Annotated in this window: 18 protein-coding genes and 3 tRNA genes; 8 read left to right on the top strand and 13 right to left on the bottom strand. The window is 38.7% G+C overall.

Annotated elements, in window-relative coordinates; genetic code table 11:
- Positions 1-2 precede the first annotated feature (2 nt).
- Positions 3-809, bottom strand: a complete 807-nt coding sequence (gene trpC, locus ACINWC141_RS08040; RefSeq protein ID WP_009390012.1) for an indole-3-glycerol phosphate synthase TrpC — start codon at positions 807-809, stop codon at positions 3-5.
- A gap of 9 nt (positions 810-818) precedes the next feature.
- Positions 819-1,868, bottom strand: a complete 1,050-nt coding sequence (gene trpD, locus ACINWC141_RS08035) for an anthranilate phosphoribosyltransferase (protein ID WP_081400068.1) — start codon at positions 1,866-1,868, stop codon at positions 819-821.
- Positions 1,869-2,225: 357 nt separating this feature from the next.
- Between trpD and ACINWC141_RS08030 the strand changes: the two genes are divergently transcribed.
- Both ACINWC141_RS08030 and ACINWC141_RS08025 read left to right on the top strand, forming a co-directional pair.
- Positions 2,226-4,958, top strand: a complete 2,733-nt coding sequence (locus ACINWC141_RS08030; protein WP_009389771.1) for a TonB-dependent receptor plug domain-containing protein — start codon at positions 2,226-2,228, stop codon at positions 4,956-4,958.
- Between the two features lie 13 nt (positions 4,959-4,971).
- Entirely contained in the window at positions 4,972-7,737 is a 2,766-nt protein-coding gene (locus ACINWC141_RS08025; protein WP_009389885.1) for a M1 family metallopeptidase, read from the top strand.
- Between the two features lie 102 nt (positions 7,738-7,839).
- Here ACINWC141_RS08025 and ACINWC141_RS08020 read toward each other — a convergent pair whose 3' ends face one another.
- The 4 genes from ACINWC141_RS08020 to ACINWC141_RS08005 form a co-directional block, all read right to left on the bottom strand.
- Entirely contained in the window at positions 7,840-8,424 is a 585-nt protein-coding gene (locus ACINWC141_RS08020) for an anthranilate synthase component II (protein WP_009390033.1), read from the bottom strand.
- 242 nt (positions 8,425-8,666) lie between these two features.
- Positions 8,667-9,128 (bottom strand): GNAT family N-acetyltransferase, encoded by a 462-nt coding sequence (locus tag ACINWC141_RS08015; protein WP_009390043.1) that lies wholly within the window; start codon positions 9,126-9,128, stop codon positions 8,667-8,669.
- A 339-nt stretch (positions 9,129-9,467) separates the two neighbouring features.
- Positions 9,468-11,270, bottom strand: coding sequence for an aminopeptidase P family protein (locus tag ACINWC141_RS08010; protein ID WP_009389738.1), 1,803 nt, complete (start codon positions 11,268-11,270; stop codon positions 9,468-9,470).
- Positions 11,267-12,826 (bottom strand): peptide MFS transporter, encoded by a 1,560-nt coding sequence (locus ACINWC141_RS08005; protein ID WP_081400063.1) that lies wholly within the window; start codon positions 12,824-12,826, stop codon positions 11,267-11,269. Before ACINWC141_RS08005 ends, ACINWC141_RS08010 begins: the two co-directional genes overlap by 4 nt.
- 788 nt (positions 12,827-13,614) lie before the next feature.
- On the opposite strand from ACINWC141_RS08005, the gene glnA reads away from it, so the two are divergent.
- The 5 genes from glnA to ACINWC141_RS07980 all read left to right on the top strand — a co-directional run bounded on the left by glnA (position 13,615) and on the right by ACINWC141_RS07980 (position 18,270).
- The gene (gene glnA / locus ACINWC141_RS08000) at positions 13,615-15,030 is read left to right on the top strand and encodes a type I glutamate--ammonia ligase (RefSeq protein ID WP_009390016.1); all 1,416 of its coding nucleotides are present in this window, start codon (positions 13,615-13,617) and stop codon (positions 15,028-15,030) included.
- Positions 15,031-15,156: 126 nt separating this feature from the next.
- Positions 15,157-15,666: a chorismate--pyruvate lyase family protein gene (locus ACINWC141_RS07995; protein WP_009390024.1), complete on the top strand. Its 510-nt coding sequence runs from the start codon at positions 15,157-15,159 to the stop codon at positions 15,664-15,666.
- Positions 15,663-16,541, top strand: a complete 879-nt coding sequence (ubiA, locus tag ACINWC141_RS07990) for a 4-hydroxybenzoate octaprenyltransferase (RefSeq protein WP_009389888.1) — start codon at positions 15,663-15,665, stop codon at positions 16,539-16,541. Before ACINWC141_RS07995 ends, ubiA begins: the two co-directional genes overlap by 4 nt.
- A 110-nt stretch (positions 16,542-16,651) precedes the next feature.
- The gene (locus ACINWC141_RS07985; RefSeq protein WP_009389959.1) at positions 16,652-17,956 is read left to right on the top strand and encodes an alpha/beta hydrolase family protein; all 1,305 of its coding nucleotides are present in this window, start codon (positions 16,652-16,654) and stop codon (positions 17,954-17,956) included.
- A 113-nt stretch (positions 17,957-18,069) separates the two neighbouring features.
- Positions 18,070-18,270, top strand: coding sequence for a hypothetical protein (locus ACINWC141_RS07980; RefSeq protein WP_009390041.1), 201 nt, complete (start codon positions 18,070-18,072; stop codon positions 18,268-18,270).
- A 7-nt stretch (positions 18,271-18,277) separates the two neighbouring features.
- Here ACINWC141_RS07980 and ACINWC141_RS07975 read toward each other — a convergent pair whose 3' ends face one another.
- The 6 genes from ACINWC141_RS07975 to ACINWC141_RS07950 all read right to left on the bottom strand — a co-directional run bounded on the left by ACINWC141_RS07975 (position 18,278) and on the right by ACINWC141_RS07950 (position 20,873).
- The gene (locus ACINWC141_RS07975; RefSeq protein WP_009389766.1) at positions 18,278-18,721 is read right to left on the bottom strand and encodes a DUF2726 domain-containing protein; all 444 of its coding nucleotides are present in this window, start codon (positions 18,719-18,721) and stop codon (positions 18,278-18,280) included.
- A gap of 56 nt (positions 18,722-18,777) precedes the next feature.
- A tRNA-Asn gene (locus ACINWC141_RS07970) sits at positions 18,778-18,853 on the bottom strand.
- A 181-nt stretch (positions 18,854-19,034) separates the two neighbouring features.
- Positions 19,035-19,110 (bottom strand) — tRNA-Asn (locus ACINWC141_RS07965).
- Positions 19,111-19,118: 8 nt separating this feature from the next.
- A tRNA-Asn gene (locus tag ACINWC141_RS07960) sits at positions 19,119-19,194 on the bottom strand.
- A gap of 146 nt (positions 19,195-19,340) precedes the next feature.
- Complete coding sequence (gene sodB / locus ACINWC141_RS07955) at positions 19,341-19,967, bottom strand: superoxide dismutase SodB (protein ID WP_009389881.1); 627 nt, start codon at positions 19,965-19,967, stop codon at positions 19,341-19,343.
- A gap of 147 nt (positions 19,968-20,114) precedes the next feature.
- Complete coding sequence (locus ACINWC141_RS07950) at positions 20,115-20,873, bottom strand: Nif3-like dinuclear metal center hexameric protein (protein WP_009389900.1); 759 nt, start codon at positions 20,871-20,873, stop codon at positions 20,115-20,117.
- Positions 20,874-21,067: 194 nt separating this feature from the next.
- On the opposite strand from ACINWC141_RS07950, the gene ACINWC141_RS07945 reads away from it, so the two are divergent.
- On the top strand, positions 21,068-22,240 hold the full coding sequence (locus ACINWC141_RS07945) for a S1C family serine protease (RefSeq protein WP_009389955.1): 1,173 nt from the start codon (positions 21,068-21,070) through the stop codon (positions 22,238-22,240).
- 43 nt (positions 22,241-22,283) lie between these two features.
- Here ACINWC141_RS07945 and ACINWC141_RS07940 read toward each other — a convergent pair whose 3' ends face one another.
- The gene (locus ACINWC141_RS07940; RefSeq protein WP_009389911.1) at positions 22,284-23,522 is read right to left on the bottom strand and encodes a multifunctional CCA addition/repair protein; all 1,239 of its coding nucleotides are present in this window, start codon (positions 23,520-23,522) and stop codon (positions 22,284-22,286) included.
- Positions 23,523-23,560 lie beyond the last annotated feature (38 nt).

Here is a 23,560-nt window from a genome sequence, read left to right as displayed (position 1 = left end):
TATTAAACCGTTTGGGGTTGTCCAAAAAGGGCGTTAAAGGCTTGATCTGGTCTTGGTTGTTTCATAAAACTTTCGCCAACCAAGAAGGTGTGAATATCATGTTCTTGCATCATACGAACATCATCTGGAGTGGCAATGCCACTTTCAGTTACGAGTAAACGAGAAGCAGGAAGTAAATTTTTCAAACGAACTGATGTGTTTAAATCTACATCAAAGGTTTTTAAATTGCGGTTATTCACACCTAACAAACATTGCTCAGACAACTTTAAAGCACGTTCCAGTTCTTCTTCGTCATGAACTTCAACCAATACATCAAGCTGATGTTCAAAAGCAGTCTTAGACATTTCTTCGAGCTGCTGATCTGACAAAGATGCAACAATCAATAAAATACAGTCAGCATGTAATGCACGTGCTTCGACTACATTATATGGATCAATCAGAAAGTCTTTACGTAAAGCAGGTAAAGCACAGTGGCTTCGTGCAATCGCAATATTTTCATCCGCACCCTGAAAAAAATCAACGTCAGTTAAAACAGATAAACATGCTGCTCCAGCTTGTTCGTACTGTTCGGCAATTTCAGCAGGATTAAAATCTGCACGAATAATGCCTTTTGATGGAGATGCTTTTTTAATTTCAGCAATTACGGCAGGGCGCTTATGCTGTAAAGCTTTTGCGAAACCTCTTACCGGAGTTGCCGCTTTAGCAAGTTCTTCAATGTCTTGCAAATTACGTTGTTTTAAACGTGCAGCAAGTTCCTCATGTTTACGGTCAACAATTTTACCTAAAATGGTATTTTGAATATTAATCATGAGAAGTCCTTAATCTGCCTGACATTGTTTTAATGTTTTGGTAAATTCAGCCAAAACACTCATTTTCTCTAATGCTTGTCCGCCATAGATAATATCTTGAGCGAATGAAACAGCCTGCGCATAAGTTTTGGTAATACCCGCCACATAAATACCAGCACCCGCATTAAGCGCAATCATATTTGCTGCTTTTTCGCCAATGTCAGTTTTATTTTTACTCAATGCATCTTTAATCAGTTTTAAACTTGCTGCTGCATCAGCAACAACTAAGCCATTTAAGGTTTGTGACTCAATGCCGACATCTTCTGGATTAAGTGTCCATTCCGTAATTTCGCCGTCTTTGAGTTCTGCAATAGCTGTAGGAGCGGCAAGGCTGATTTCATCAAGACCATCTCTTGAATGGACAACCATGACATGCTCAGCACCCAGTTGCTTCATAACCTCTGCAATCGGACGACAAAGCTCATCTGAGAACACACCAATCACAAAGCGTTTTACACCAGCTGGATTGGTCAGTGGGCCAAGTAAATTGAAAATACTACGAATGCCAAGTTCACGACGTGGACCAGCAGCATATTTCATGGCTTTATGATGGTTTGGTGCAAACAAGAAACCTACACCCATTTCACGGATGCAGCGTTCGGTTTGTTGCATATCTAAATCAAGATGAATACCTGCTTGTTCAAGTAAGTCAGATGAACCTGATTTACTTGAAACGCCACGGTTACCATGTTTTGCAATGGTTGCGCCTGCTGCTGCAATTACAAAGCTAGAAGCTGTAGAGACGTTAAATAAATTTTGACCATCACCACCTGTACCCACAATATCAACTAAATGTTTGATATCGCTCACATCGATCTTGATCGCAAATTCACGCATGACACGTGCAGCAGCTGTCATTTCGTCAATGCTTTCACCTTTCATGCGTAGCCCCATCATTAAAGCACCAATTTGTGCTTCGGTTGCCTCACCTTGCATGATGCTGCGCATAATTTCTTCCATTTGAGGCTGAGTCAAATGAATGTTCTTGGTAATGTGGTTGAGCGCCTGTTGGATATTCATAGTCATGATTTACAGCATTAATGATTAAAATTTTTAGGTGAAGTTGATCAAGAGTGGGATGTTCAGCGTGTTGCATTCCATGTTTCACTAGCTACGGGGAGCTATGTTAGCAGAAAATAACCAAAGTTTTTTGTAGTTCCTTAAGAGTTTTAAAATTTTTGCTAGTTCACTGCGTTGGTTTTATTCATAAATAAAATTTATTTATTGAAAAAGGTTTTAGTTTATTGTGAGTTTTTATGATAAATAATTAACCATTTGGTATATCTTAAACATACATATATCTAGAAAAAATGTGTATAAATCAAGCAAATAAAAATGGATATAGTAGGGCGATCTTTATTATATCTATCAATAAATATGTATTTAAATAACTTGAAATATCTAGGGCCTTTAAAAAATAAGCGCTCATTTATTTTTGTATTTGTTGCACTGTTTCATCCATTAGAAAGCTATGCACAAGAAACCGTAGAGCAACCCCAAAACCAAGCTAAACCAGATAAAGTAGTTCGTGTTGCTGTGACAGGATCTCGGATTTCAAAAGCACAAAAAGATGGGCCAACCAGTGTGACCGTGATTACCGCAGCCGATATTGAAAAACAAGGTTTTAGTAATGCATTTGATGCACTCAATAATTTGACGCAGAACACGGGGTTTGTACAAGGTGCCGATTATGGAAATACTTTTACACCTGCTGCTAATGCCATTAGTTTACGAGGCTTAGGACCGAATCACACCTTGACTTTGATTAATGGACATCGGGTTGCAGATTATCCTGTACCGTATGATGGCTCTGTCAATTTCGTAAATTTAGCCAATATTCCAACCGCTATTATTGATCGTATTGAAATATTAAACGGTGGCGCTTCTGCAATTTATGGTTCAGATGCAATTGCAGGGGTTGTGAATATTATTCTAAAAAAGAAAACAGATGGCACACAATTTAATATTAAGGCAGGTGGAACCAAAGAAGGCGGCGAAAATTTACGTTTACAACTGAGTGGCAGTAAAACTTTAGATAAGCTTAGTCTCGTTTATGGGGTTGAACTCAGCGGCCGTGAACCGATATGGGCAGCCGATCGAGATTTTATGAAGAGCCGAACTCGGTTGGGAGAGAGACCTGACACGATTGTGGGGCGTAAAAATGCTGATACTGGTAAATATCTTTCAATTGGTGGGTGTCAGGCCTTTAATGGTTTATTTAACGGATCAGTCAATAATATTGGACAAGTAGGGGCGGACAATTGTGCCAGTGGTTTGGCTCGACCGACTTATTGGACTGTTCAAACTCAAAATCGCAGTCAAAATGGTTATCTCGGTCTAGACTATGAGTTAAATGATAAAACTCAATTATTTGCAGATTTTTTGATTGGGGCAAACCAAATTGAAAATAATACCCGTAGTCCGATATGGACTTCTTTAGCTGCAACGAGTGGTTATTTCCTAAATCAAGATTCAGGAAATTATGAAATTTGGAATCGCCGTTTTGCACCTGAAGAATTAGGTGGGGTAGAACGAATAAATAAAAAATGGAAAGAACTTTCTTCTAACTTAAATTTTGGAATTCGAGGCGATATTGGAGAGACGAGCTGGAGTTATGAAGCAGCCTATAATGGTTCTATTTATACCAGTCAGCTACGCCGCCAAGGCTTATTACGCTCGAATGTTGATGAGTACTTCTTAGGTCAGCAACTTGGTACAGATGCAGATGGTATTCCTATTTATTCACCTCATTTAGATCGTTTAAGTCGTCCACTCACAGCAAGTGAATTTGAAAGTATTTCGGGCACAACAAAAGAAAAAGATAAGTCGTGGGCGCAAAGTTTAACCTTAAGCGCGAATGGTGACGTATTTAAGTTACCTGCAGGAATGGCCAAACTTGCGACTGTGGCTGAAATCGGACGTCAAGGCTTCTCGATTAAGCCAGATGAGGCGATCGAAAATGGTGAATATTATAATTTAAGCTCTAGTGGCGAATATGGCGGTACACGTACCCGCCAAGCACTTGGAGCAGAATTATTCTTACCTTTAGCAAAACCATTAAATTTAACCCTGTCCGGACGCTATGACCGTTATGCTTTGTCAGATAACAGTATTGATAAGCTAACTTTCGGTTCAGGCCTTGAGTTTAGACCACATCCGACTTTATTGGTGCGCGGTAACTACGCGACCAGCTTTCGTGCACCAGATATGAACTATCTGTTTTTAAATAAACAAAAAGGTTATTTTCCAAGTACCACCGATTATTTACGTTGTAGCCAAACGGGACAACCTTTAGATAAATGTAGCTTTAAAGATTACGCACCTGGGGCGAACTACACTTTAACTGGAAACAAAGAGCTTAAACCTGAAGAGGGTAAATCTTATGGTGCAGGTTTTGTTTGGTCGCCAACCAATAAATTTGATATTAGCGTCGATTACTGGGATATCAAAATTGATAATCTTGTGACCAACTTAAGTGAGGACAAAATTCTACGCTTAGAAGCAGATTGTCGTTTAGGCAACCAAGATATTAACTCTGCAGCCTGTATTGATGCATTAGCACGTGTGGAGCGTAACCCTGCAAATGCAGTTGTCGACCCAAATGTGATTAAGAATATAAATATCGTTCCGATTAATGCTGCATCAGACCATACCCGTGGGATTGATTTCACTAGCAGATGGCGTTGGAAAACAGACAGCTTTGGTAACTTTCTCTGGACGGTAAATTATAGCCGTGTACTAGAACATGAATATCAACAATCAAAAGATGGCGAGAAAGATGATTACTTAAAAGATTTAAGCATTCCTGATTGGCGTGACCGTTTTAATACCAGTCTCAGCTGGAGCTTTGGAGATTGGGCATCAACAGTATTAGTTAATCGTTATGGCAAAATTCCAAACGGCGACCAGACTGCCTATTTAAGCCCAACGTATTTAGTGAACTGGAGTGGTACTTATCAAATCTCTCCAAAAGCTTCTGCTTCAATCATTATTAATAACTTGTTTGACAAAGTGAAACGAGATGACACAGGCGGTTGGCCGTATTATCCGATAGGATCATATTCACCATTCGGCCGTCAAGGTTGGTTGGAGTTTAACTATAAATTTTAAGAATGATGTATGGATGCAGCGAAGTGGTACAGCAATTGCTGCATCTTTTTATTTAAAACTACAGAGGATAAAACCCCTTATGTTGGTCAAGCCTTCATTTAAAAAAAGATTACTACTTACAACATTATTATCTTTATCGGCGACACAGATTTTTGCATCGAATAACAGTGAACAAATCCCGATTGGTAAATTACCTGAGTGGGTCGTACCCGAATCTTATGATTTAGATTTTAAGATTGATCCCGCACAAAAAGGCTATACCGGTAAAACCACTATTCATTTAAAGCTGGCTCAAGCCACAGATCACATCTGGATTCATGGTAAATCTTTGACGGTGAAAGATGTGAATATCACATCGGCAGAGGGTGCTAAAACCAAAGCAAAATATGAACAAGCCTCTGAGATAGATGGGGTAAGTAAAATTAAATTTGCCAAGACTTTGCCCGCAGGCCAGTATCAACTCGTTCTAGATTTTAATGCGGCGTACGACCAGCAGCTCGACGGTATTTATAAAATCGAGTTTGAGGGTAAACCTTATGTGATGACTCAAATGGAAGCAATTAGTGCACGCCAGTCATTCCCGTCATTTGATGAGCCACGTTTTAAAACTCCGTTTAATATTCGTTTGACGATTCCAAGCAAATATTCAGGGTTTGCCAATACCCAACAAACTTCCGAGCAAGCAGAGAAGTCGGGTTGGAAAACACTTAGTTTTGCACAAACTAAACCACTGCCAACGTATTTACTTGCGTTGGCTGTCGGACCGTGGCAATTACAAAAAGGGCCAGATATTGGGGCAACTTCATGGCGTAAGCAGCCGATCCAGTTACGTGGTATTGCGCCTGATGCTAAAGCTGAAAAAATGCAGCATGCTTTATCTGAAACGCCAGCCATTTTAAAAACTTTAGAAGATTATTTTGCCTTTGGTTATCCATTTGATAAGTTAGATTTACTTGCAGCACCAGACTTTGCAGCTGGAGCAATGGAGAACCCAGGGCTGATTACTTTTAGAGACTATCTAATGTTGCTAGATAAGGACTCACCAGTCTCTTTTGTACAGAATTCATTTAACGTCAATGCACATGAGCTCGCGCATCAATGGTTCGGTGATGTCGTCACGATGCCGTGGTGGGATGATCTGTGGCTCAATGAATCGTTTGCCACATGGATGCAAAGTAAAATTACTCAAAAATTACATCCCGAATTTAATGCTGACCTAGAACGTATTGCAGATACTGCTGATGCGATGAAAAGTGATAGTTTGGTGAGTGTACGTCGTATTCGTCAGCCTATTTTAAGCAATGCCGATATTCAAACGGCTTTTGATGGCATCACTTATCAAAAAGGTGCGGCTGTTTTAAATATGTTTGAAAGCTATTTAGGTGAAGAAAAATTCAAACAAGGGGTACGCAATTATATTAATAAGCACCAATATGGTAATGCGACAGCCAATGATTTAATTAGCGCTTTAGCAGAGCAATCTGGACAAGGTGAGCGCTTTACTAGAGCGATGAAAAGTTTTCTTGATCAACCAGGTGTGCCTTTAATTAACACCGCATTACAGCAAGAAGGCAATAAAGTCTTTTTAAATGTGAAGCAAAGCCGTTATCTACCTGTGGGCTCAAAAGGTGATGCAAGAAGCCTGTGGGGCATACCGTTATGTGTACGTTATGAAGTTCCAAATGCTGCTAGTAAGGTCCAGTGTGAGTTGGTAGATCAAGCAGAAGCTAAGATTGAACTCAAAGGTGCTAGCCTTGGCAGTTGGTATATTCCAAATGCAGATGCGGCAGGGTATTACCAATTTAGTTTGCCACAAAAAGAATTTGCTCGTCTGACTGCTGCCACAGAAAAGCTTTCTAATACTGAACAGTTGGCCTATGCCTATGCAATTTCAGCGGCATTTAACCATGGTGATATTAATTTGTTGGCTGTCGTAGAGGCTGCGAAGAAATTTGCCAATTCAAATAGCCGACAAATTAGTACAGCCTTGTTTTCCCAGTTAAGTACTATTCATCGTCATGTATTAAAAACAGACGCTGAACGTGAACATTTTAGAAAAGTTTTAGCTAATTTATATTTACCTAAATTAAATCAGTTGGGTTATGTAAACAAAAAAGATGAATCAGCCGAAGACAGTTTATGGCGTAGTGAGTTAGTTAAGTTTCTTGCTTTAGATATTCAAGTTCCTGAAGTTCGTACCCAACTGTTAAAACAGTCAGATGCACTCTTTGCTCAAAAGCAGCTTAACTTTGCACAAGTAACCCCTGAATTATTGCCAACCATTTTAGCTGTACGTGTACAAGAAAAAGGCCAACCTGCTTTTGATCGTTTATCTAGTGAGTTACAACGTGTGACTCAACCGACACAACGTCTTGCAATTCTTACGGCCTTAGGTTCAGCAAATCAAGAAGCAACACGCCAACAAGCACGTCAGTTGATTTTGAACCCGCGTGTTAAAGTCGGTGAAGTTCGTACTGTGGTTAACTCCATCAATAATTATGGAGATGAACAAGGTGGTTTGTGGTCTTGGTTTAAAGTAAATCATGACGCCGTGTTTGATCGTTTAGGTAAATCTTCTGCTGGGCGTTTCCCTGCAATGTTTAGTGGGGCCGCATGTACCCAACAACAGGCAGTACAGTTAAATGACTTTTTTGCACCACGAACTAAAGAATTGGTCGGGGTAGAAAGAGGATTGAAACAGGCTAAAGAGCGTATTCAACTCTGCGAATCTTTAGTGGCAAAACAAGATGGATCGATTGTGCAACAGTTACAGTTGTAATTGATTCAGCCATAAAAAAAGCCAACTGATCGCAGTTGGCTTTTTTTATTCGGGTTACTTATCAAATCCAGTCATTTTTAAAATGACTTATTCGAGGCTACCTTAAGCGTAGATATCTAAAAAGTTTTTAAAGATTTGATGGCCATGTTGACTCAAGATCGACTCGGGATGGAACTGCACACCTTCAACAGGAAGTGTTTTATGTTTAACACCCATGATTTCTTCCATTGAGCCATCTGCTTCATTGGTCCAGCATGTTACTTCAAGGCAATCAGGCAGTGTTTCCTGATCAATCACCAAAGAGTGATAACGAGTTGCCGAGAATGGGCTAGGAAGATTACTGAAAATACCTTTATTGCTGTGGTACATATCAGATAAACGTCCGTGCATCACCGTTTTGGCTCTTACAATGTTTCCGCCAAAAGCTTGCCCAATACTTTGATGCCCTAAACACACGCCAAGCAAAGGAATTTTTCCAGCAAAGTGGTTAATTGCAGGAATGGAAATACCCGCTTCGCTCGGAGAGCAAGGGCCAGGACCAATCACGAGATATTTTGGTTGCCATCGTTCAATATCCTCTAATGTGACTTGATCATTGCGAACAACTTTTACTTCCTGATCCAACTCGCCAAAATACTGGACGATGTTGTAGGTAAAAGAGTCGTAATTGTCGATCATTAGAAGCATGATGAACTTAACCTCATGATAGTTAATATATATTTAATAAGTGACTAAAATAGTTACCCATATTGATACCCGTTTTCAGAAAAGGCTTTTAGATTTGAAATAAGAAGCCAATTTCTAATCGGCTAATGTACCAGAATTTCCTTGGCTTGTAATAACTTCATGCTTTATTGCTAGCAAAAGCATATTAATAATTCTAAGTTGATGTATTTCTTAAACTAAAACTAGTAGGGAAAATCGATAATTTAATTTGAAATTGCCTCTGTGTTATTAGGCAAAAGTTGCCACACAAAATTTTCTTGATTCAGTGGAGTAAAGCCCATTTGTTTATAGAAACCTGAGGCTGTACTGGTAAGTAACATAATTCTGCGAAGTTTGAGAGACTCCAAGTGTTCTAAGCAACATTCCATTAACCATAGCCCTAAGCCCAATTTTTGAAATTTATCGATCACAAAAACATCTTTTACATAAGCAAAGGTTGCATAATCTGTAATGATTCGAGCAAGACCAATTTGTTGGTTGTTCGGATCATATAACCCAAAGCATAAACTGTTTTGTATGGCGGTTTGTATTGTTTCTAAATCGATCCCTTTTGCCCATTTTGAATGGTATAGAAACGAATGAATCACTTCTATGTCGAGTTTAGAAGGATCTGTAGAAACGGTATAATGATCATCACGGGTGACTGCGAAATTGGATACCTGCATAGGGAAACCCTTTAATTCAAAGAAACATTGAATACGGTTAAAAATAGCATAGTGCTTACAAAGTTTTCTTCAAAACTACCTTTTTATAGTTACCATTATGTTTCGTAATCACTAATAAAAATTAAAAATTGCTTTATGCTAATAGTTGAAGGGTTTTCGATGAAAAATTTCGCTTCACTTTATTTTTAGAAAAAAAGAGCACTTTCTTATTAGAACTTTATTTAACTCAACCAGCTTTGATACATCTTAATTTATTGGAAAATAGAGATAATTACAACTCAGGCAAAATAAGATTGTTATTAGAAATAGAAAATTATTCTGCCTGAGTAAAAAAGAAGATTAAATCGCTCTAGTGTTGTAAATCAGCCAGTCTAAAACTTCTCCAGACAAATGTTCAGCGAGTCTTTCTTGAACAGTTTGATGGTAACGATTTAACCAGTCTTTTTCTTCATTCGTTAGCATATCAATAACGATACAATTTAAATGAATCGGGCAAAGGGTCAGCGTTTCAAATTCCAAGAATTCTCCGTAAGTTTTTTCAAACCCAGTGTGAAGTTTGTTTGCAACCAGATTTTCAATGCGAATACCATATTGTCCCTCATGGTATAAGCCCGGTTCGTTAGAAATAATCATTCCTTCACGCAATTTGCTATAGGCATGTATAGGCGCGTAATAAGAAAGAACTTGCGGACCTTCATGAACATTAAGCGCAAAGCCTACGCCGTGGCCTGTTCCATGTCGATAATCTAAACCATGTTGCCATAAAGTATTACGACAAATTGAATCGAGTAGAGGAGCAGCTAAACCTTCAGGATAAATCGTTTTTGCTAAAGCAATGTGACATTTTAAAACCAAGGTGTAGTCACGTTTTTGTTGCCCTGTTGGCGTGCCTACAGGAACAACACGAGTAATATCCGTTGTTCCATCTACATATTGCCCACCTGAGTCAATGAGCAATAGACCATCGCCTTCGATAAATGAATAGTGCTCTTCAGTTGCACGGTAGTGGGGTAAAGCACCATTAGCATTAAAGCCAGCAATCGTTGAAAAACTTGGTCCTATAAATCCATCTTGCTGAGCACGGAAAGCTGTAATCTTTTCATCAATGGTGAGTTCTGAAATGCTTTCACCATGATGAAGTGCTTTCTCTAACCAATGGAAAAAGTGGCAAAGCGCGACTCCATCTTTAACCATTGCATGACGGATATGAGCAATTTCGCTTTCATGCTTACGCGATTTAAAAAGTGTACTCGGGTTGATGTCGTATACAACTCGAATATCTTTTGCGATGGCTTGTTCATGAAAAATCGACACTTTCGCTGGATCTAAAAGTACTGAGGCATCAGAAATATTCGCTAAAAACTTAGCTGTATCTTGGTAGTTACGAATTTCAATACCATCGGCTGCCAAAGCTTGCTGAATGCTTACATCAACTTTTTCAGCATCAATAAAAAGAATCGTTTGTTTTGCACTGACATATAAATGTGAAAGGAACACAGGGTTATATTCTACATCTTGCCCACGTGCATTTAAGACCCAAGCAATATCGTCTAAAGATGAAATGAAATGACCCGTAATATTCTTGCTATCTAAAGTTTCACGAATAGCCTGAATTTTTTCTTTACGAGATAGGGCATTTAACCCTTCTGGCATGAGATGAATTTTTTTTGATGGAAGTTCTGGGCGGTTTAACCAAATCTCTCCAATTAAATCTTGTTGGGTTTCGAGTTTATAATTATTAACTCGTGCAGTATGTTCGAGCGCCTTAAATTGCTGAATTGATAAAGTATGTCCATTTACGACAATAACTGATTCTGGCTGTAGATTCTTTTCAATCCAAGCGAGATGTGTTGAAGATTCATCACTTGTTAATTTTTGAAGATCAAAGCCAGTTCCAACAAGTTGTTGCTCAGCTTGTACCCAATAGCGACCATCAGCCCAGAGTCCTGCAAAGTTTTGGGTCACGACGAGCGTACCAACCGAACCACTAAAACCGCTTAACCACTGCCTTGCTTTCCAGTAGTCCGGTAAATATTCTGACATGTGAGGATCGGCACTCATGACAATCAAAGCATCTACATGTTGCTTGCGCATGAGTTCACGAAGTTTCTCAAGTTTTTCTGGAACAGTTAAAACGCTCATATAGTTTCCAACTCAGGTTGAACTTTACTGGTACTTTTGTTCATTAATCTATTGATAGGTTTCTTTAATAAAAATAACACAATTGCGCCGATCACTAATGCCAAGACACATCGCATAAAGAGACTCGGTAAATGATTAATGCCATCTGCCGATACATGTCCGCCAATTAAACCAGCGATAAGATTACCCAAAGCTGAACCTGTAAACCATAGGCCCATAATTTGACTACGGATAACATCAGGTGCAAGTTTAGTCATGGTAGATAGACCAATTGGGCTTAGACAAAGTTCTCCGATAGTAAGTAGAAATAAAGTACCTACTAACCAAAATGGTGAAACTAATCCACCTGCAATAGCAAAACTGCTTGCAAGTGACATCAATAAGAAACCACCTGCTGCGAATAACAATGCGATAATAAATTTGCTGATATAACTTGGGTCTTTATTTGCCTTACCTAGTCTAGCCCAAAGCCAAGCTGCAACTGGAGCAAAAACAATAATAAACAGAGCATTGATTGATTCAAACCATACAGTTGGGATCTCAAATCCGAAAACAATACGGTCCGTATAATCTTGCGCAAATAAAGTAAAAGTTGTGGGCTTTTGTTCAAAAGCTGACCAAAATAAGGCAGATGCTGCTAATAAAACAAAGCAAATAATAATTTTGAATTTATCATGCTGCTCTAAATTCAGGAAAAGTAGTAAGTACGCAAAATAAGCAATAATACCAACGCCGATTCCTACGGTTAAGTAGGTTGCTACAGCGACTGGATTGATGTGAATGACACCAAAGTAGGTAAGAGCAATAACGACTGCGACAGATAGTAAAAAGGAGAAAGCAATTTTGGGAGCATTTTTATTTTCTATGACAGGTTTATTCCAGTTATCAGTTTGCTGGCGCAATTGATTGAAAGACTGTAGTTGTGGAATAGCGAATACACGAAAAATAAGTAATGCAACTAACATTCCAAGACCACCAATCCCGAAACCTAAGTGCCAGTTATGATCACGTGCAAATAGGCCTGTAAGAAGTGGAGCAATAAAAGAACCTATATTAATTCCCATATAAAAAATGGAGAAACCAGCATCTCGTCTACTATCCTGAGCTTTATATAATGTTCCGACAATCACTGAAATACACGTTTTAAACAACCCTGATCCAAGAACAATAAGAACTAAACCGAAATAAAAAAAGAATTGATCAAAGACAGGGGTAAGTGCAATCGATAAATGACCCAATGCAATAATGATGGAGCCATACCATACAGATCGTGCCTGACCTAACCAGTTATCAGCAATCCAACCCCCTAAAACGGTCATTAAATACATGGAACCTGCAAATAATCCAACAATTGCAGCAGCGGTAGGACGGTCAAGTCCTAAACCACCGTCATTGACCATTGCAACCATATAAAGGACCAATAGGGGACGAATTCCATAGTAAGAAAAGCGTTCCCATAGTTCTGTAAAAAATAAAGTTTTTAAGGGTTTTGGATGGCCGAAAAAAGCGGTGTCGCATTGTTCGAGTTCATTCTTCATTTCAAATCCTTTGAATATATTAATTGTTTAATAAACCAAACTTTTAGTTTGTTTAGTTATAAAAAAAAGTTATGTTTTATTTTTTAGTTTTATTTAAATTGAAAAGCAAGTTGGTACTGTATAAAAAAGGTATATAACAAATGGTAAAAAACTCCTTTGCGCTTCTTAGTGCACCAAAGCTGATCAAAATTTACCTCATCGCAGCGAATTCCATAATAAAAAAGTAAATTAAGAGATTTTTAACAAACTTTGAAAACAAGAACTCCGTCATAAAGGAAAATAATTTTTTAAAACCTCATTATTTTAATGGATGAGGTATGACGTCATAGATGACTTTTTAAGAAGGTTTTGAGAGTGATTTTATAAAACAATATTTATATTAGAACCCTTTTGGCAAAAGCATGGCGTAGATATCGTATTCTCAACTTAATTTTAAAACTTCATCATTCACCATTTATTATTTTCGTTCAGTGCAGTAAGAAGATCAGCATTCTATATAAGAAAGTATTATGATCATGAATTACTGTTAGAAATTGATGCGATGATTCATATTAGCGCAACAATTTTGCACTAAATTAGGGCGATTGCGAGCTATTCTTGTATGCCATAATTTGAAAATGTCTGAATATGGTGCATTTAACTATGCAAACAGTATAATGGGTTCAAGACAAGGGACCTAAATCATAGATAGTTATAAGCAATTCAATGTTTTAGGTAAGTCTTATAAAGTTGGTATGAGAATTGCTATATAAATACCAGCAATTAACACGCACTTAACAAGTGCAACAAAATTTCATTGGAGCAAAATGAGCATGGCGAACAAGGTCCTTCAACTCATACAAGAAAGTGGCGCAAAATGGGTCGATTTTCGCTTTACTGATACTAAGGGTAAAGAGCAGCATGTAACTTACCCAGCTGATTCTATTGATGAAGATACTTTTGAAGACGGTAAAATGTTTGATGGTTCTTCAATCGCTGGTTGGAAAGGCATTGAAGCGTCTGACATGATTTTACGTCCAGATGCAGAAACTGGTTTCATCGACCCGTTCTTTGCTGAACCAACTGTAGTTGTGACTTGTGACGTTATTGAACCTTCAACAGGTCAAGGTTATGAGCGTGACCCACGTTCGATTGCTCGCCGTGCAGAAGAATACTTAAAATCTACAGGTATCGGTGATACTGCATTCTTTGGTCCAGAACCAGAATTCTTTGTATTTGACGAAGTGAAGTGGGACATCGATATGTCTGGCGCTCGTCATACATTGATCGCTGAAGAAGCTGCTTGGTCTACTGGTAAAGATTACGAGTCAGGTAACTCTGGTCACCGTCCACGTGTTAAAGGCGGTTACTTCCCAGTTCCTCCTGTTGATTCTTCACAAGATATGCGTGCAGAAATGTGTGCAAAAATCGAAGACATCATGGGTCCAGGTCGTGTAGAAGTACATCACCACGAAGTTGCTTCTTGCCAGTTAGAAATTGGTGTGAGCTTCAATACACTTGTACGTAAAGCTGACGAAGTTCAACAGTTCAAATATGCTGTTTGGAACGTTGCTCACCAATATGCAAAAACTTCAACCTTTATGCCTAAACCAATGGTAGGTGATAACGGTTCTGGTATGCACGTTCACATGTCTATCTCTAAAGATGGCAAGAACTTGTTTGCTGGTGATGAATATGCAGGCCTTTCAGAAATGGCGTTGTACTTCATCGGTGGTATCATCAAGCACGCTCGTGCATTGAATGCAATCACAAACCCATCTACAAACTCATACAAGCGTTTGGTTCCTCACTTCGAAGCACCAATTATGCTTGCTTACTCAGCGCGTAACCGTTCTGCTTCTATCCGTATTCCATACGTTTCTAGCCCTAAAGGTAAGCGTATCGAAGCTCGTTTCCCAGACCCAATGATGAACCCGTACTTAGGTTTCGCTGCATTGTTAATGGCTGGTATCGACGGTATTCAAAACAAGATCCATCCGGGCGAAGCTGCTGATAAGAACTTGTACGATCTTCCTCCAGAAGAAGAAGCAAAAATCCCAACAGTTGCTCATAGCTTAGATATGGCTCTTGAAGCACTTCAAGCAGATCACGAATTCTTGTTGAAAGGCGGCGTGTTCACTAAAGAAATGCTTGATGCATACATCGAACTTAAAACTGAAGATGTACGTCGTCTTAACACGACTACTCACCCAGTTGAATTCGATATGTACTACAGCTTGTAATACATATTTTCATAAAAAAGCCTGCTTATGCAGGCTTTTTTATTGCTTGGAATGTTGATTGAATTCTCTACGTTTTTTATCAAAAAATTGGGGTAAACTAGGTGCGAGTTTTCATGTGAGCAGATTATGCGTAAACGTCAACCAGTACTTAAACAGGAAAAGACTTTAAATCCTGAATTGAAAACATGGTTGTATGCGTCTGGTTCTCTGACTCAACAATTGACTGAACTGGCGGGTGGCAAGTTTAGTGTGAAGCCTTTTAAAGAACATTTTCAGCGTTTAACTTTTGCAGATAGTCAATGGATGAAGATGTCTCATGCCCACACTTCATGGGTGAGGGAAACCTATTTATATGGTAGTGAAATAGAGCCATGGGTGAAAGCAAAAAGTATTTTTCCAATTCTAAGCCTACAAAAAAAAGCCCGTATATTTCAGCACATTGGTTCTACACCCATTGGCTTTTTTCTATTTCAAAGAACAACTCCGCTTTGTGACCGTCGTGTCATTCGTTTGCCAGAAGGTTGGACGAGACAAAGTTGCTATACTTGGCATGGATGTAAATTTATCGTCCAAGAAACATTCTTACCGGCTTTTGAAGCTTTTTTAAATCAGCAGCACGACAAGGAATTACTATGACGACTGCAACAAGCACAACATGGCGTCAGCGCTTAGAAGCTTATTATTATCTATGTCGATTTGATAAGCCTATTGGCACTGAACTGGTTTTTTGGCCAACCATGTGGGCGCTTTGGGTTGCATCAAAAGGAATACCTGATTTAGGTATTTTATTTGTCATGATTTTAGGCGTAATTTTTATGCGTGCCGCTGGTTGCGCTATTAATGATTTTGCAGACCGTAAAGTTGATGCGCATGTTGAGCGCACGAAAACGCGTCCCCTCGCAACTGGGGTGATTCGTGCAAGAGAAGCAGTATATGTGTTCTTGGTACTCGTTTTAGCAAGCGCATGTTTGTTGTTCTTTTTACCCATTGAAACCTTTTACTGGTCATTTGGAGCATTATTCTTAGCGTTCATTTATCCATTTATGAAACGCTATACCAACTTACCTCAAGTTTTTTTAGGTGCCGCCTTTTCATGGTCTATTCCAATGGCCTTTACTGCGGTAGGTAAAACCCCAGATTTGACTTGTTGGCTTCTTTATTTTGGTAATCTAGCGTGGACAGTGGCTTATGACACTCAATATGCAATTACAGACCGTGAATATGATTTAAAGATTGGCGTCAAATCTACGGCTATTCTTTTTGGTCGATATGACATCCAGATTATTGCACTCTTACAGGCAACCAGCCTTGTTTTGATTGGGGCTGCACTGTATTTAGAAAATATCTTATTTCCATGGGCGATCATTGCTTTAATTGTTGTTGCATTCGATTTTATATATCAAACAATTAAAACCAAAGACCGCAACCCTCAAGTATGTTTTTGGGCATTCCGTCACAATCGTTGGGTAGGATTAATCATTTTTCTGGGAATATTTTTAAATTTCATATAGTAAAAATGACCACAAGGTTGAAAAGTGTTCTATGCAGAGCACTTTTTTTATGTCTTAATATTTGTGCATAAAAAATATGCGGAATAAATAATACATAAAAAGGATATTCTATGAAACGGTCAAAAATTGCTTTAGCTATAACATTATCGGTTTCAACATTATTTCTTGCAGCATGTAATGACAATGATGATGACTTTATTGGCATAAACCCTGATAAAACTTATATTTCTGAAAAAGCTTACTCTAAGGATAGCTTGAGTGATGCTGCATCAATAAAAGTCATGACTTATAACATGGTCAATGTACAAGGGAAAACAGCTGAAGCAACGGCCCTAGTGATGTTTCCTAAAGCGGCTCAGCCTAAGGATGGTTATCGCGTAGTGGTATGGGAGCACGGCACTGTAGGCGTAGGGGATAGTTGTGCCCCAAGCAACAATACGATTAATCCACGCTTCAAAATTCTAGCGGATACATTATTGGCAGCTGGCTATGTCGTGATTGCTCCAGACTATGAAGGTTTAGGTACTCGAGGAATGCATCCATACCTTAATTTAGGAAGTGAGGCTAAATCTGCAATTGCAGCAGTTAAAGCTGCGAAGGATCATTACGGTAGTCAGTTAAATAGTTCATGGATGTCAATTGGCCAGTCTCAAGGAGGCCATGCTTCATTAGGAACAGCTGAATTTGCTAATAACGACAGTAACTACAAAGGAGCAGTTGCAACAGCACCAGCTTCTAGCCTTGGCGATATTATTTCTAAAATTGCTCCGCAAGCAATTAAAGACATTCTTGAGAAAGAGCAGGCTGGTAAAGCACCTATTGGTACGGCTGTAGAAGTGTATGCTGAGCTACTCGCCTATGCTGCATATACCACAGTGGGTATTACAGCTTATGAACCCAAATTTAATTATCGTGAAATTTTCCAACAACGTTCTCAGAGTGTAGCTGAGTTTGCAGAAGGGACTACTGGTGAAAATGGTGTATGTTTAACTGATTTGCATAATAAATTTGCAGATGATATTCGTGATTTTCTTGCGACTAATACTGACAAAACAGTGTTAGATTATCCTGGTTTAGCTGGTAACTTCCAAGAAAACCCAACTGTGAAAAAATTCTTGGCGGATAACCAACCTGCAACCAAAAAAATTAATTCACCGGTCATGATTGTTCAGGGTACTGCTGATATGGCTGTACCATATCCTATTACTCTTGCCTTACAAGAGGGGCTTAAAAAAATGGGAACTGATGTGACATTTGTGCCTGTTCTAGGGGCTGCTCATACTCAAGCGATTGTATGTAGAAATGCTGAAATTTATCAATTTGTTCAATCTAAGATGCCAGCTAAAACAAATATAGTGCTTGATCCATCGGTAATAGATGCTAGCCAAAGTCCTCATTGCACAGGTAAATTCTAAGATTTAATTATCTAATTAAAAATTAGCTTTAAAAAAAGAGCCACTTTATAGCGGCTCTTTTTGTTATATTGTTACGTATTCTGAAATTGATATTGTTTGAGTTTGAAGTAGTCATGAGCCAACGACCTGTTGAAAAAAAATCTGTTCCTTGGTTATTAATGGGATTAGGTTTACTCATTCCTTTTTTAATTATTGGAATACTTTTCTTTGCTGCAAAAAGTGATGCTAATACTAAAAAGCAATATGAACAGGAACGTCTGGAGATGGCAAAAAGAATAGCTGAGAAAGAAGCTGGTAATTCTGAAAAGAAATAACAGCTTGTTAATGAATATCCTTTTGTAACTGGCGTACAGTCGGAATATTGGTGTAGCGCTTTACAAGGTAACCTGCTTCTGTGAGCATTTGATCACGAATACGGTCTTCTTCTGCTTTTTCAAGATGGGTAGGGTCATCTAGCTCAATAATGGCAATTACTTCCATCTTGTCGTTAAGCACAACGAAGTCGGTAACTTTTCGGTTGAACTGACTACGAATTTTATAGTCATTACTGGTAATCAAAGCACTAAAAGCCACTTGGGCTAAAACGTGATAACTTGGAAAACTTTGTTTTAAACGAATAAACATCTGAGTTTCAAAGTTAGTAATGACAGGACGAGCAAAAAATTTTTGTTTTGGAAATAAATAAGGACGTAAACAAACAACAAGAAAAATGCAGGTGCTTAAGCAACCTAAAACAATAAAAAATAAGTGACTCGATTCGAACATGTGAAGGCATCATACAAATAAAAACCCACTCATGATGAGTGGGTTTTTAAGAATCTTGGCTCTCCAACCTGGGCTCGAACCAGGGACCTGCGGATTAACAGTCCGTCGCTCTACCGACTGAGCTATTGGAGAATCTGGAAAAGGATTTTAGGCAGGAAAGGGAGCTGGGTCAAGTCTTAATAATAGAATTAGTCAGAATATCTAATCGTTTGGTTTAAAAATATCCGAAACATTGATTTTATTAAAAATAATAGAAAAATATTAAATGATTGGATAAGAAAAAGCCCACAATAAATGCGGGCTTTTAGAATCTTGGCTCTCCCACCTGGGCTCGAACCAGGGACCTGCGGATTAACAGTCCGTCGCTCTACCGACTGAGCTATGGGAGATTAGTAGATGGCTCTCCAACCTGGGCTCGAACCAGGGACCTGCGGATTAACAGTCCGTCGCTCTACCGACTGAGCTATTGGAGAATCTGATGCGCATTTTATGGATGAAATCTAAAAGCGTCAATAAGAATATTAAAGAAAATGAATCGTTTGCTTGATTAATATGCTTTTGTTGTATTAAAAATAAAAAAACCACCCAAAATAGGGTGGTTTTTTATAGAGAAATAAAATTATTTCTCTACACCTGCTGGTTGACCTGCAAGTTTTGCATTTGCATAGTCCCAGTTCACTAGGCTTTCTAAGAAAGTTGCGATGTATTTAGGACGTAAGTTACGGAAATCGATATAGTAAGCATGTTCCCATACGTCAATCGTTAATACAGCAATTTGATCATGTGCAAGTGGAGTGTCTGCATTAGAAGTTTTAGTAATAGATAATTTACCGTTTACTTCATCAGCAACTAACCAAGCCCAACCTGAACCGAATTGAGTTGTTGCAGCAGCAGTAAATTCTTCTGCAAATTTTTCGTAGCTACCAAAAGCTTCTTCAATTTTAGCAGCGATTGCGCCTGTAGGCTTACCACCACCATTTGGCTTCATAGAATTCCAGTAGAATGTATGGTTCCAAACTTGAGCAGCATTGTTGAAAATACCTGCTTTAGATGCATCACCAGCAGTTGCTTTGATGATTTCTTCTAAAGTTTTACCTTCAAGGTCAGTCCCTTTGATTAAGTTGTTTAGGTTAACAACATAGGTATTGTGGTGTTTATCGTGATGGTATTCTAAAGTTTCTTTACTGATATGTGGCGCTAAATCATCATAGCCATATGGAAGTGCAGGTAAAGTAATGGTTGTCATGTTCCTATTCCTTGCATTTGCTGGGTTATACAATATTAAGTGGCTCTATTGTAAATGATTCTGTTCACAATAGGGCATCGTTTTAAAGAACTATACACAATAAAGATCTAATTAATACGCATAACACAGATTGAAAAAAAGACTTAATTAAATCGGATTATTCAATTCAAAATATTCACTTTCAATAGCGAATTGCTGTGAAATTGCTTGTGCTAATCTCTGAACTCCATAACGTTCAGTTGCATGATGACCACATGCAAAATAGTGAACGCCTAATTCTTTTGCTTCATAGAAAGTTCGTTCACTGACTTCGCCTGAAATATAAGCATCGCAATTTTGTGAAGCTGCTTTAGCAATAAAATCTTGAGCACCACCCGTACAAAAGCCTACTTTTTGAATGCTTTGCTTCTCAGCTGGTAAATGAATCACCTTAAAATCAAAATTATCTTGTAATTTTGATTTAAATTCTTCAACAGAAATAGCTTGCTCTAAATATCCAATATTTCCAATTGGATGTTTCTCGGCTAAATCGAGTGGTTCTAAATGGTGTAATCCCAATTTTTCTGCAATAGCTACATTGTTGCCCAAAGTTGGGTGGGCATCCAAAGGTAGATGGTAAGCTACGAGTGAAATATTATTTTGAATGAGTTTTTTAATGCGGTTACCACGCATTCCTGTAATTGGATACGGTTCGCCCTTCCAAAAATAACCATGATGTACGAGTAATAGGTCGGCATTCTGAGCGATTGCTGCATCAATCGCATCTTCGGACGCAGTAACGGCGCAAACGATACGTTTTACTTCAGTTGAACCTTCAATTTGCAGGCCATTTGGTGCGTAATCTTTAAATTCTGCTGCTTTTAAGGTTTGGTCGCACCACTGAATAATTTCATGCAAATTTGCCATGATATTTCCTGAATTGAGTAGTAAATAATTGCCAAAGCTATAAAAACATATTTTGTTGTGTAACTAAAGCTAGACAAATCTTTTTTGAGTTTTTTATGTATATCGACATATTTAATTTAAAATGCTTAACTGAAAACTCTTTTTGTTCAATATATTAATTTAATTAAAAACTTCTTTTCGTAGAGGATATGAACGTGCGCCGCACCTTTACATGGTTACCTTGGGTGTTACTTATTATTGTAATTGCCAGTTTTATTGCATGGCAAAAATACCATCAGCCGAAACCAACTGTTGCAGTTGATGGGGTGCAAATGCCTGCCGAGAAAGTTGAACCACTGGTTGATACTTCACGAGCGGGCGGGGTGGTGTCATATAGCGCTGCGGTCAAAGTTGCAGCGCCGGCAGTTGTTAATATTTTTACGACCCAGAAAGTTAAACAAAATCATCCCTTGTTAAGTGATCCAGTATTCCGTGAATTTTTCGGAAATCAGGCTCCTGAACAACAGCAAAATGAAAATAGCTTAGGCTCTGGGGTTATTGTACGTGCTGATGGTTATATTCTTACCAATAATCACGTAATTGCTCAGGCTGACCAAATTGTAGTTGCATTACGTGACGGACGCCGTGCGGAAGCAACAATTGTTGGAACGGATCCAGATACAGATTTAGCTGTAATTAAAATCGATTTAGATAAATTACCTGTGTTGCCATTTAAGCTTAGCGGTAATGAAGTGGGTGATGTTGTTTTGGCAATTGGTAACCCATTTGGCGTAGGGCAAACGGTAACTCAAGGTATTATTTCTGCCACTGAGCGCTCCGATTTAGGTATCAATACCTATGAAGACTTTATTCAAACAGATGCTGCAATTAACCCAGGTAACTCAGGCGGAGCATTAATTGATGTCGCTGGTAACTTAATTGGGGTAAACACTGCTATTTTCTCTCAGTCGGGTGGTTCTTTAGGTATTGGCTTTGCAATTCCAGCTAAAATTTGCCAACAAGTATTAAACTCGATTTTGAAAGATGGCCGCGTTGTACGTGGATGGTTAGGCATTAGTTTAGTACCGCCTACCCAAGACGACGTATTGGCACCTAAACAGCAAATTGGTGTTGTGGTTGCAGATGTCTTAAAAAGTGGTCCAGCGGCTTCAGCAGGTATAAAAGTGGGTGATAAGATTGTTCAGGTCAATAATGAACCAATCACTTCGGCATCTCATTTGATTAATTACGTTGCATTACAAGCGCCTAATAGCGAAATTAATGTAGTGGTTGAGCGAGCTGGGAAGCAAGAAAACTTTGTAGTAACAGTTGGCGAAAGAAAAAACCAAAATAGTCAATCTCAATATATACCGCTACCTAAACAGTAAAGTTAAAAAAAGCCTCATCATGAGGCTTTTTTATTGGTTTAAATTAAGAATGTGAGGGTGTTTGGTGTTGATGTTTGAACTCAGTTAAAGCATCAATGCGATATTGAATTAACATTTCACCAATTTCAGCACCCTTAATGTTCTCTGGTAAATCCTGAACTTTAATAGAGCGAACCACTTGCATTGCATCTAACATATATTGAGCTTGAGGATAAGGCCGGTCTTCTAAACCTAATCTTCCTTTAGCATCACATTCACATGCCTGTACAAAAGCTTCCACTCTCTCAGGGCGACGTAATACATCGAGACGCTGTAATAGACGCCATACAGTTCCTGGTTTTAAGGACATAATCTGATGACATTTTAGATGCTCTTTACACACCGATAATGCTAACTGACGAGTCTGCGTTGGAACTTTTAAACGTTCACATAATTCAGTAACGGGTTTCACTCCGCGTTCTTCATGCATGATATGGCGAGGGAGTTCATTAACAGGAGTTAATGCTTTACCCAAATCATGTACTAAAACAGCAAATCGAACATCAAGCGAGTAGTTTGACTTACATGCTTGCTGTAAAGACATGAGAGTATGTATGCCACAGTCTACTTCCGGATGATATTCGGGACGCTGCGGGACACCAAACAATGCGTCAATTTCAGGGAAAAGATGTTTTAATGCACCGCAATCCCGTAGTGTCTGAAAATAAATATCTGCATGATCTTCTAAAAGCGCGCGTGAAGTTTCTTTCCACACTCGTTCAGGTGTTAATGCATCAAGTTCACCTGATTCAGCCATCGTTTGCATGAGCTGTAATGTTTCAGGCGCAATATGAAAACCATATGCAGAATATCGAGCTGCAAAGCGTGCAACACGTAAAACACGTAAAGGATCTTCAGCAAAAGCTTCTGAAACATGGCGTAAGGTTTTATTTTCTAAATCAGTCTGACCACCATAGGGGTCATATAATTTGCCATCTTGATCCATTGCTATGGCATTGATGGTTAAATCACGACGAATTAAATCTTCTTCTAAACTTACTGTGCTATCAGTAAAAAATTGGAAACCGTGATATCCCTTACCGGACTTTCGTTCAGTACGTGCAAGTGCATATTCTTCTTTCGTTTCAGGATGAAGAAACACAGGAAAATCTTTGCCTACAGGTTGAAAACCTTGGGCGAGCATGTGTTCCGGCGTTGCACCGACCACAACATAGTCTTTTTCTTGATAGGGATGCCCAAGTAAAGAATCACGGACAGCACCGCCTACTAAATACACTTGCATGAAAAAACCTCTATTCTTCAAGCAATCATGCTACAGAA

The organism is Acinetobacter sp. WC-141 (assembly GCF_000313935.1).
Classification (GTDB): domain Bacteria; phylum Pseudomonadota; class Gammaproteobacteria; order Pseudomonadales; family Moraxellaceae; genus Acinetobacter.
Note: the sequence above shows the minus strand (reverse complement) of the source record. Positions and strands in the feature narration are given on the sequence as shown.

Excerpts from the sequence above, each read along its gene's own strand:
- trpC (WP_009390012.1), bottom strand. The coding sequence starts at position 809 with ATGATTAATATTCAAAATACCATTTTAGGTAAAATTGTTGACCGTAAA.
- trpD (WP_081400068.1), bottom strand. The coding sequence starts at position 1,868 with ATGAATATCCAACAGGCGCTCAACCACATTACCAAGAACATTCATTTG.
- ACINWC141_RS08030 (WP_009389771.1), top strand. The coding sequence starts at position 2,226 with ATGTATTTAAATAACTTGAAATATCTAGGGCCTTTAAAAAATAAGCGC.
- ACINWC141_RS08025 (WP_009389885.1), top strand. The coding sequence starts at position 4,972 with ATGCAGCGAAGTGGTACAGCAATTGCTGCATCTTTTTATTTAAAACTA.
- ACINWC141_RS08020 (WP_009390033.1), bottom strand. The coding sequence starts at position 8,424 with ATGCTTCTAATGATCGACAATTACGACTCTTTTACCTACAACATCGTC.
- ACINWC141_RS08015 (WP_009390043.1), bottom strand. The coding sequence starts at position 9,128 with ATGCAGGTATCCAATTTCGCAGTCACCCGTGATGATCATTATACCGTT.
- ACINWC141_RS08010 (WP_009389738.1), bottom strand. The coding sequence starts at position 11,270 with ATGAGCGTTTTAACTGTTCCAGAAAAACTTGAGAAACTTCGTGAACTC.
- glnA (WP_009390016.1), top strand. The coding sequence starts at position 13,615 with ATGAGCATGGCGAACAAGGTCCTTCAACTCATACAAGAAAGTGGCGCA.
- ACINWC141_RS07995 (WP_009390024.1), top strand. The coding sequence starts at position 15,157 with ATGCGTAAACGTCAACCAGTACTTAAACAGGAAAAGACTTTAAATCCT.
- ubiA (WP_009389888.1), top strand. The coding sequence starts at position 15,663 with ATGACGACTGCAACAAGCACAACATGGCGTCAGCGCTTAGAAGCTTAT.
- ACINWC141_RS07985 (WP_009389959.1), top strand. The coding sequence starts at position 16,652 with ATGAAACGGTCAAAAATTGCTTTAGCTATAACATTATCGGTTTCAACA.
- ACINWC141_RS07980 (WP_009390041.1), top strand. The coding sequence starts at position 18,070 with ATGAGCCAACGACCTGTTGAAAAAAAATCTGTTCCTTGGTTATTAATG.
- ACINWC141_RS07975 (WP_009389766.1), bottom strand. The coding sequence starts at position 18,721 with ATGTTCGAATCGAGTCACTTATTTTTTATTGTTTTAGGTTGCTTAAGC.
- sodB (WP_009389881.1), bottom strand. The coding sequence starts at position 19,967 with ATGACAACCATTACTTTACCTGCACTTCCATATGGCTATGATGATTTA.
- ACINWC141_RS07950 (WP_009389900.1), bottom strand. The coding sequence starts at position 20,873 with ATGGCAAATTTGCATGAAATTATTCAGTGGTGCGACCAAACCTTAAAA.
- ACINWC141_RS07940 (WP_009389911.1), bottom strand. The coding sequence starts at position 23,522 with ATGCAAGTGTATTTAGTAGGCGGTGCTGTCCGTGATTCTTTACTTGGG.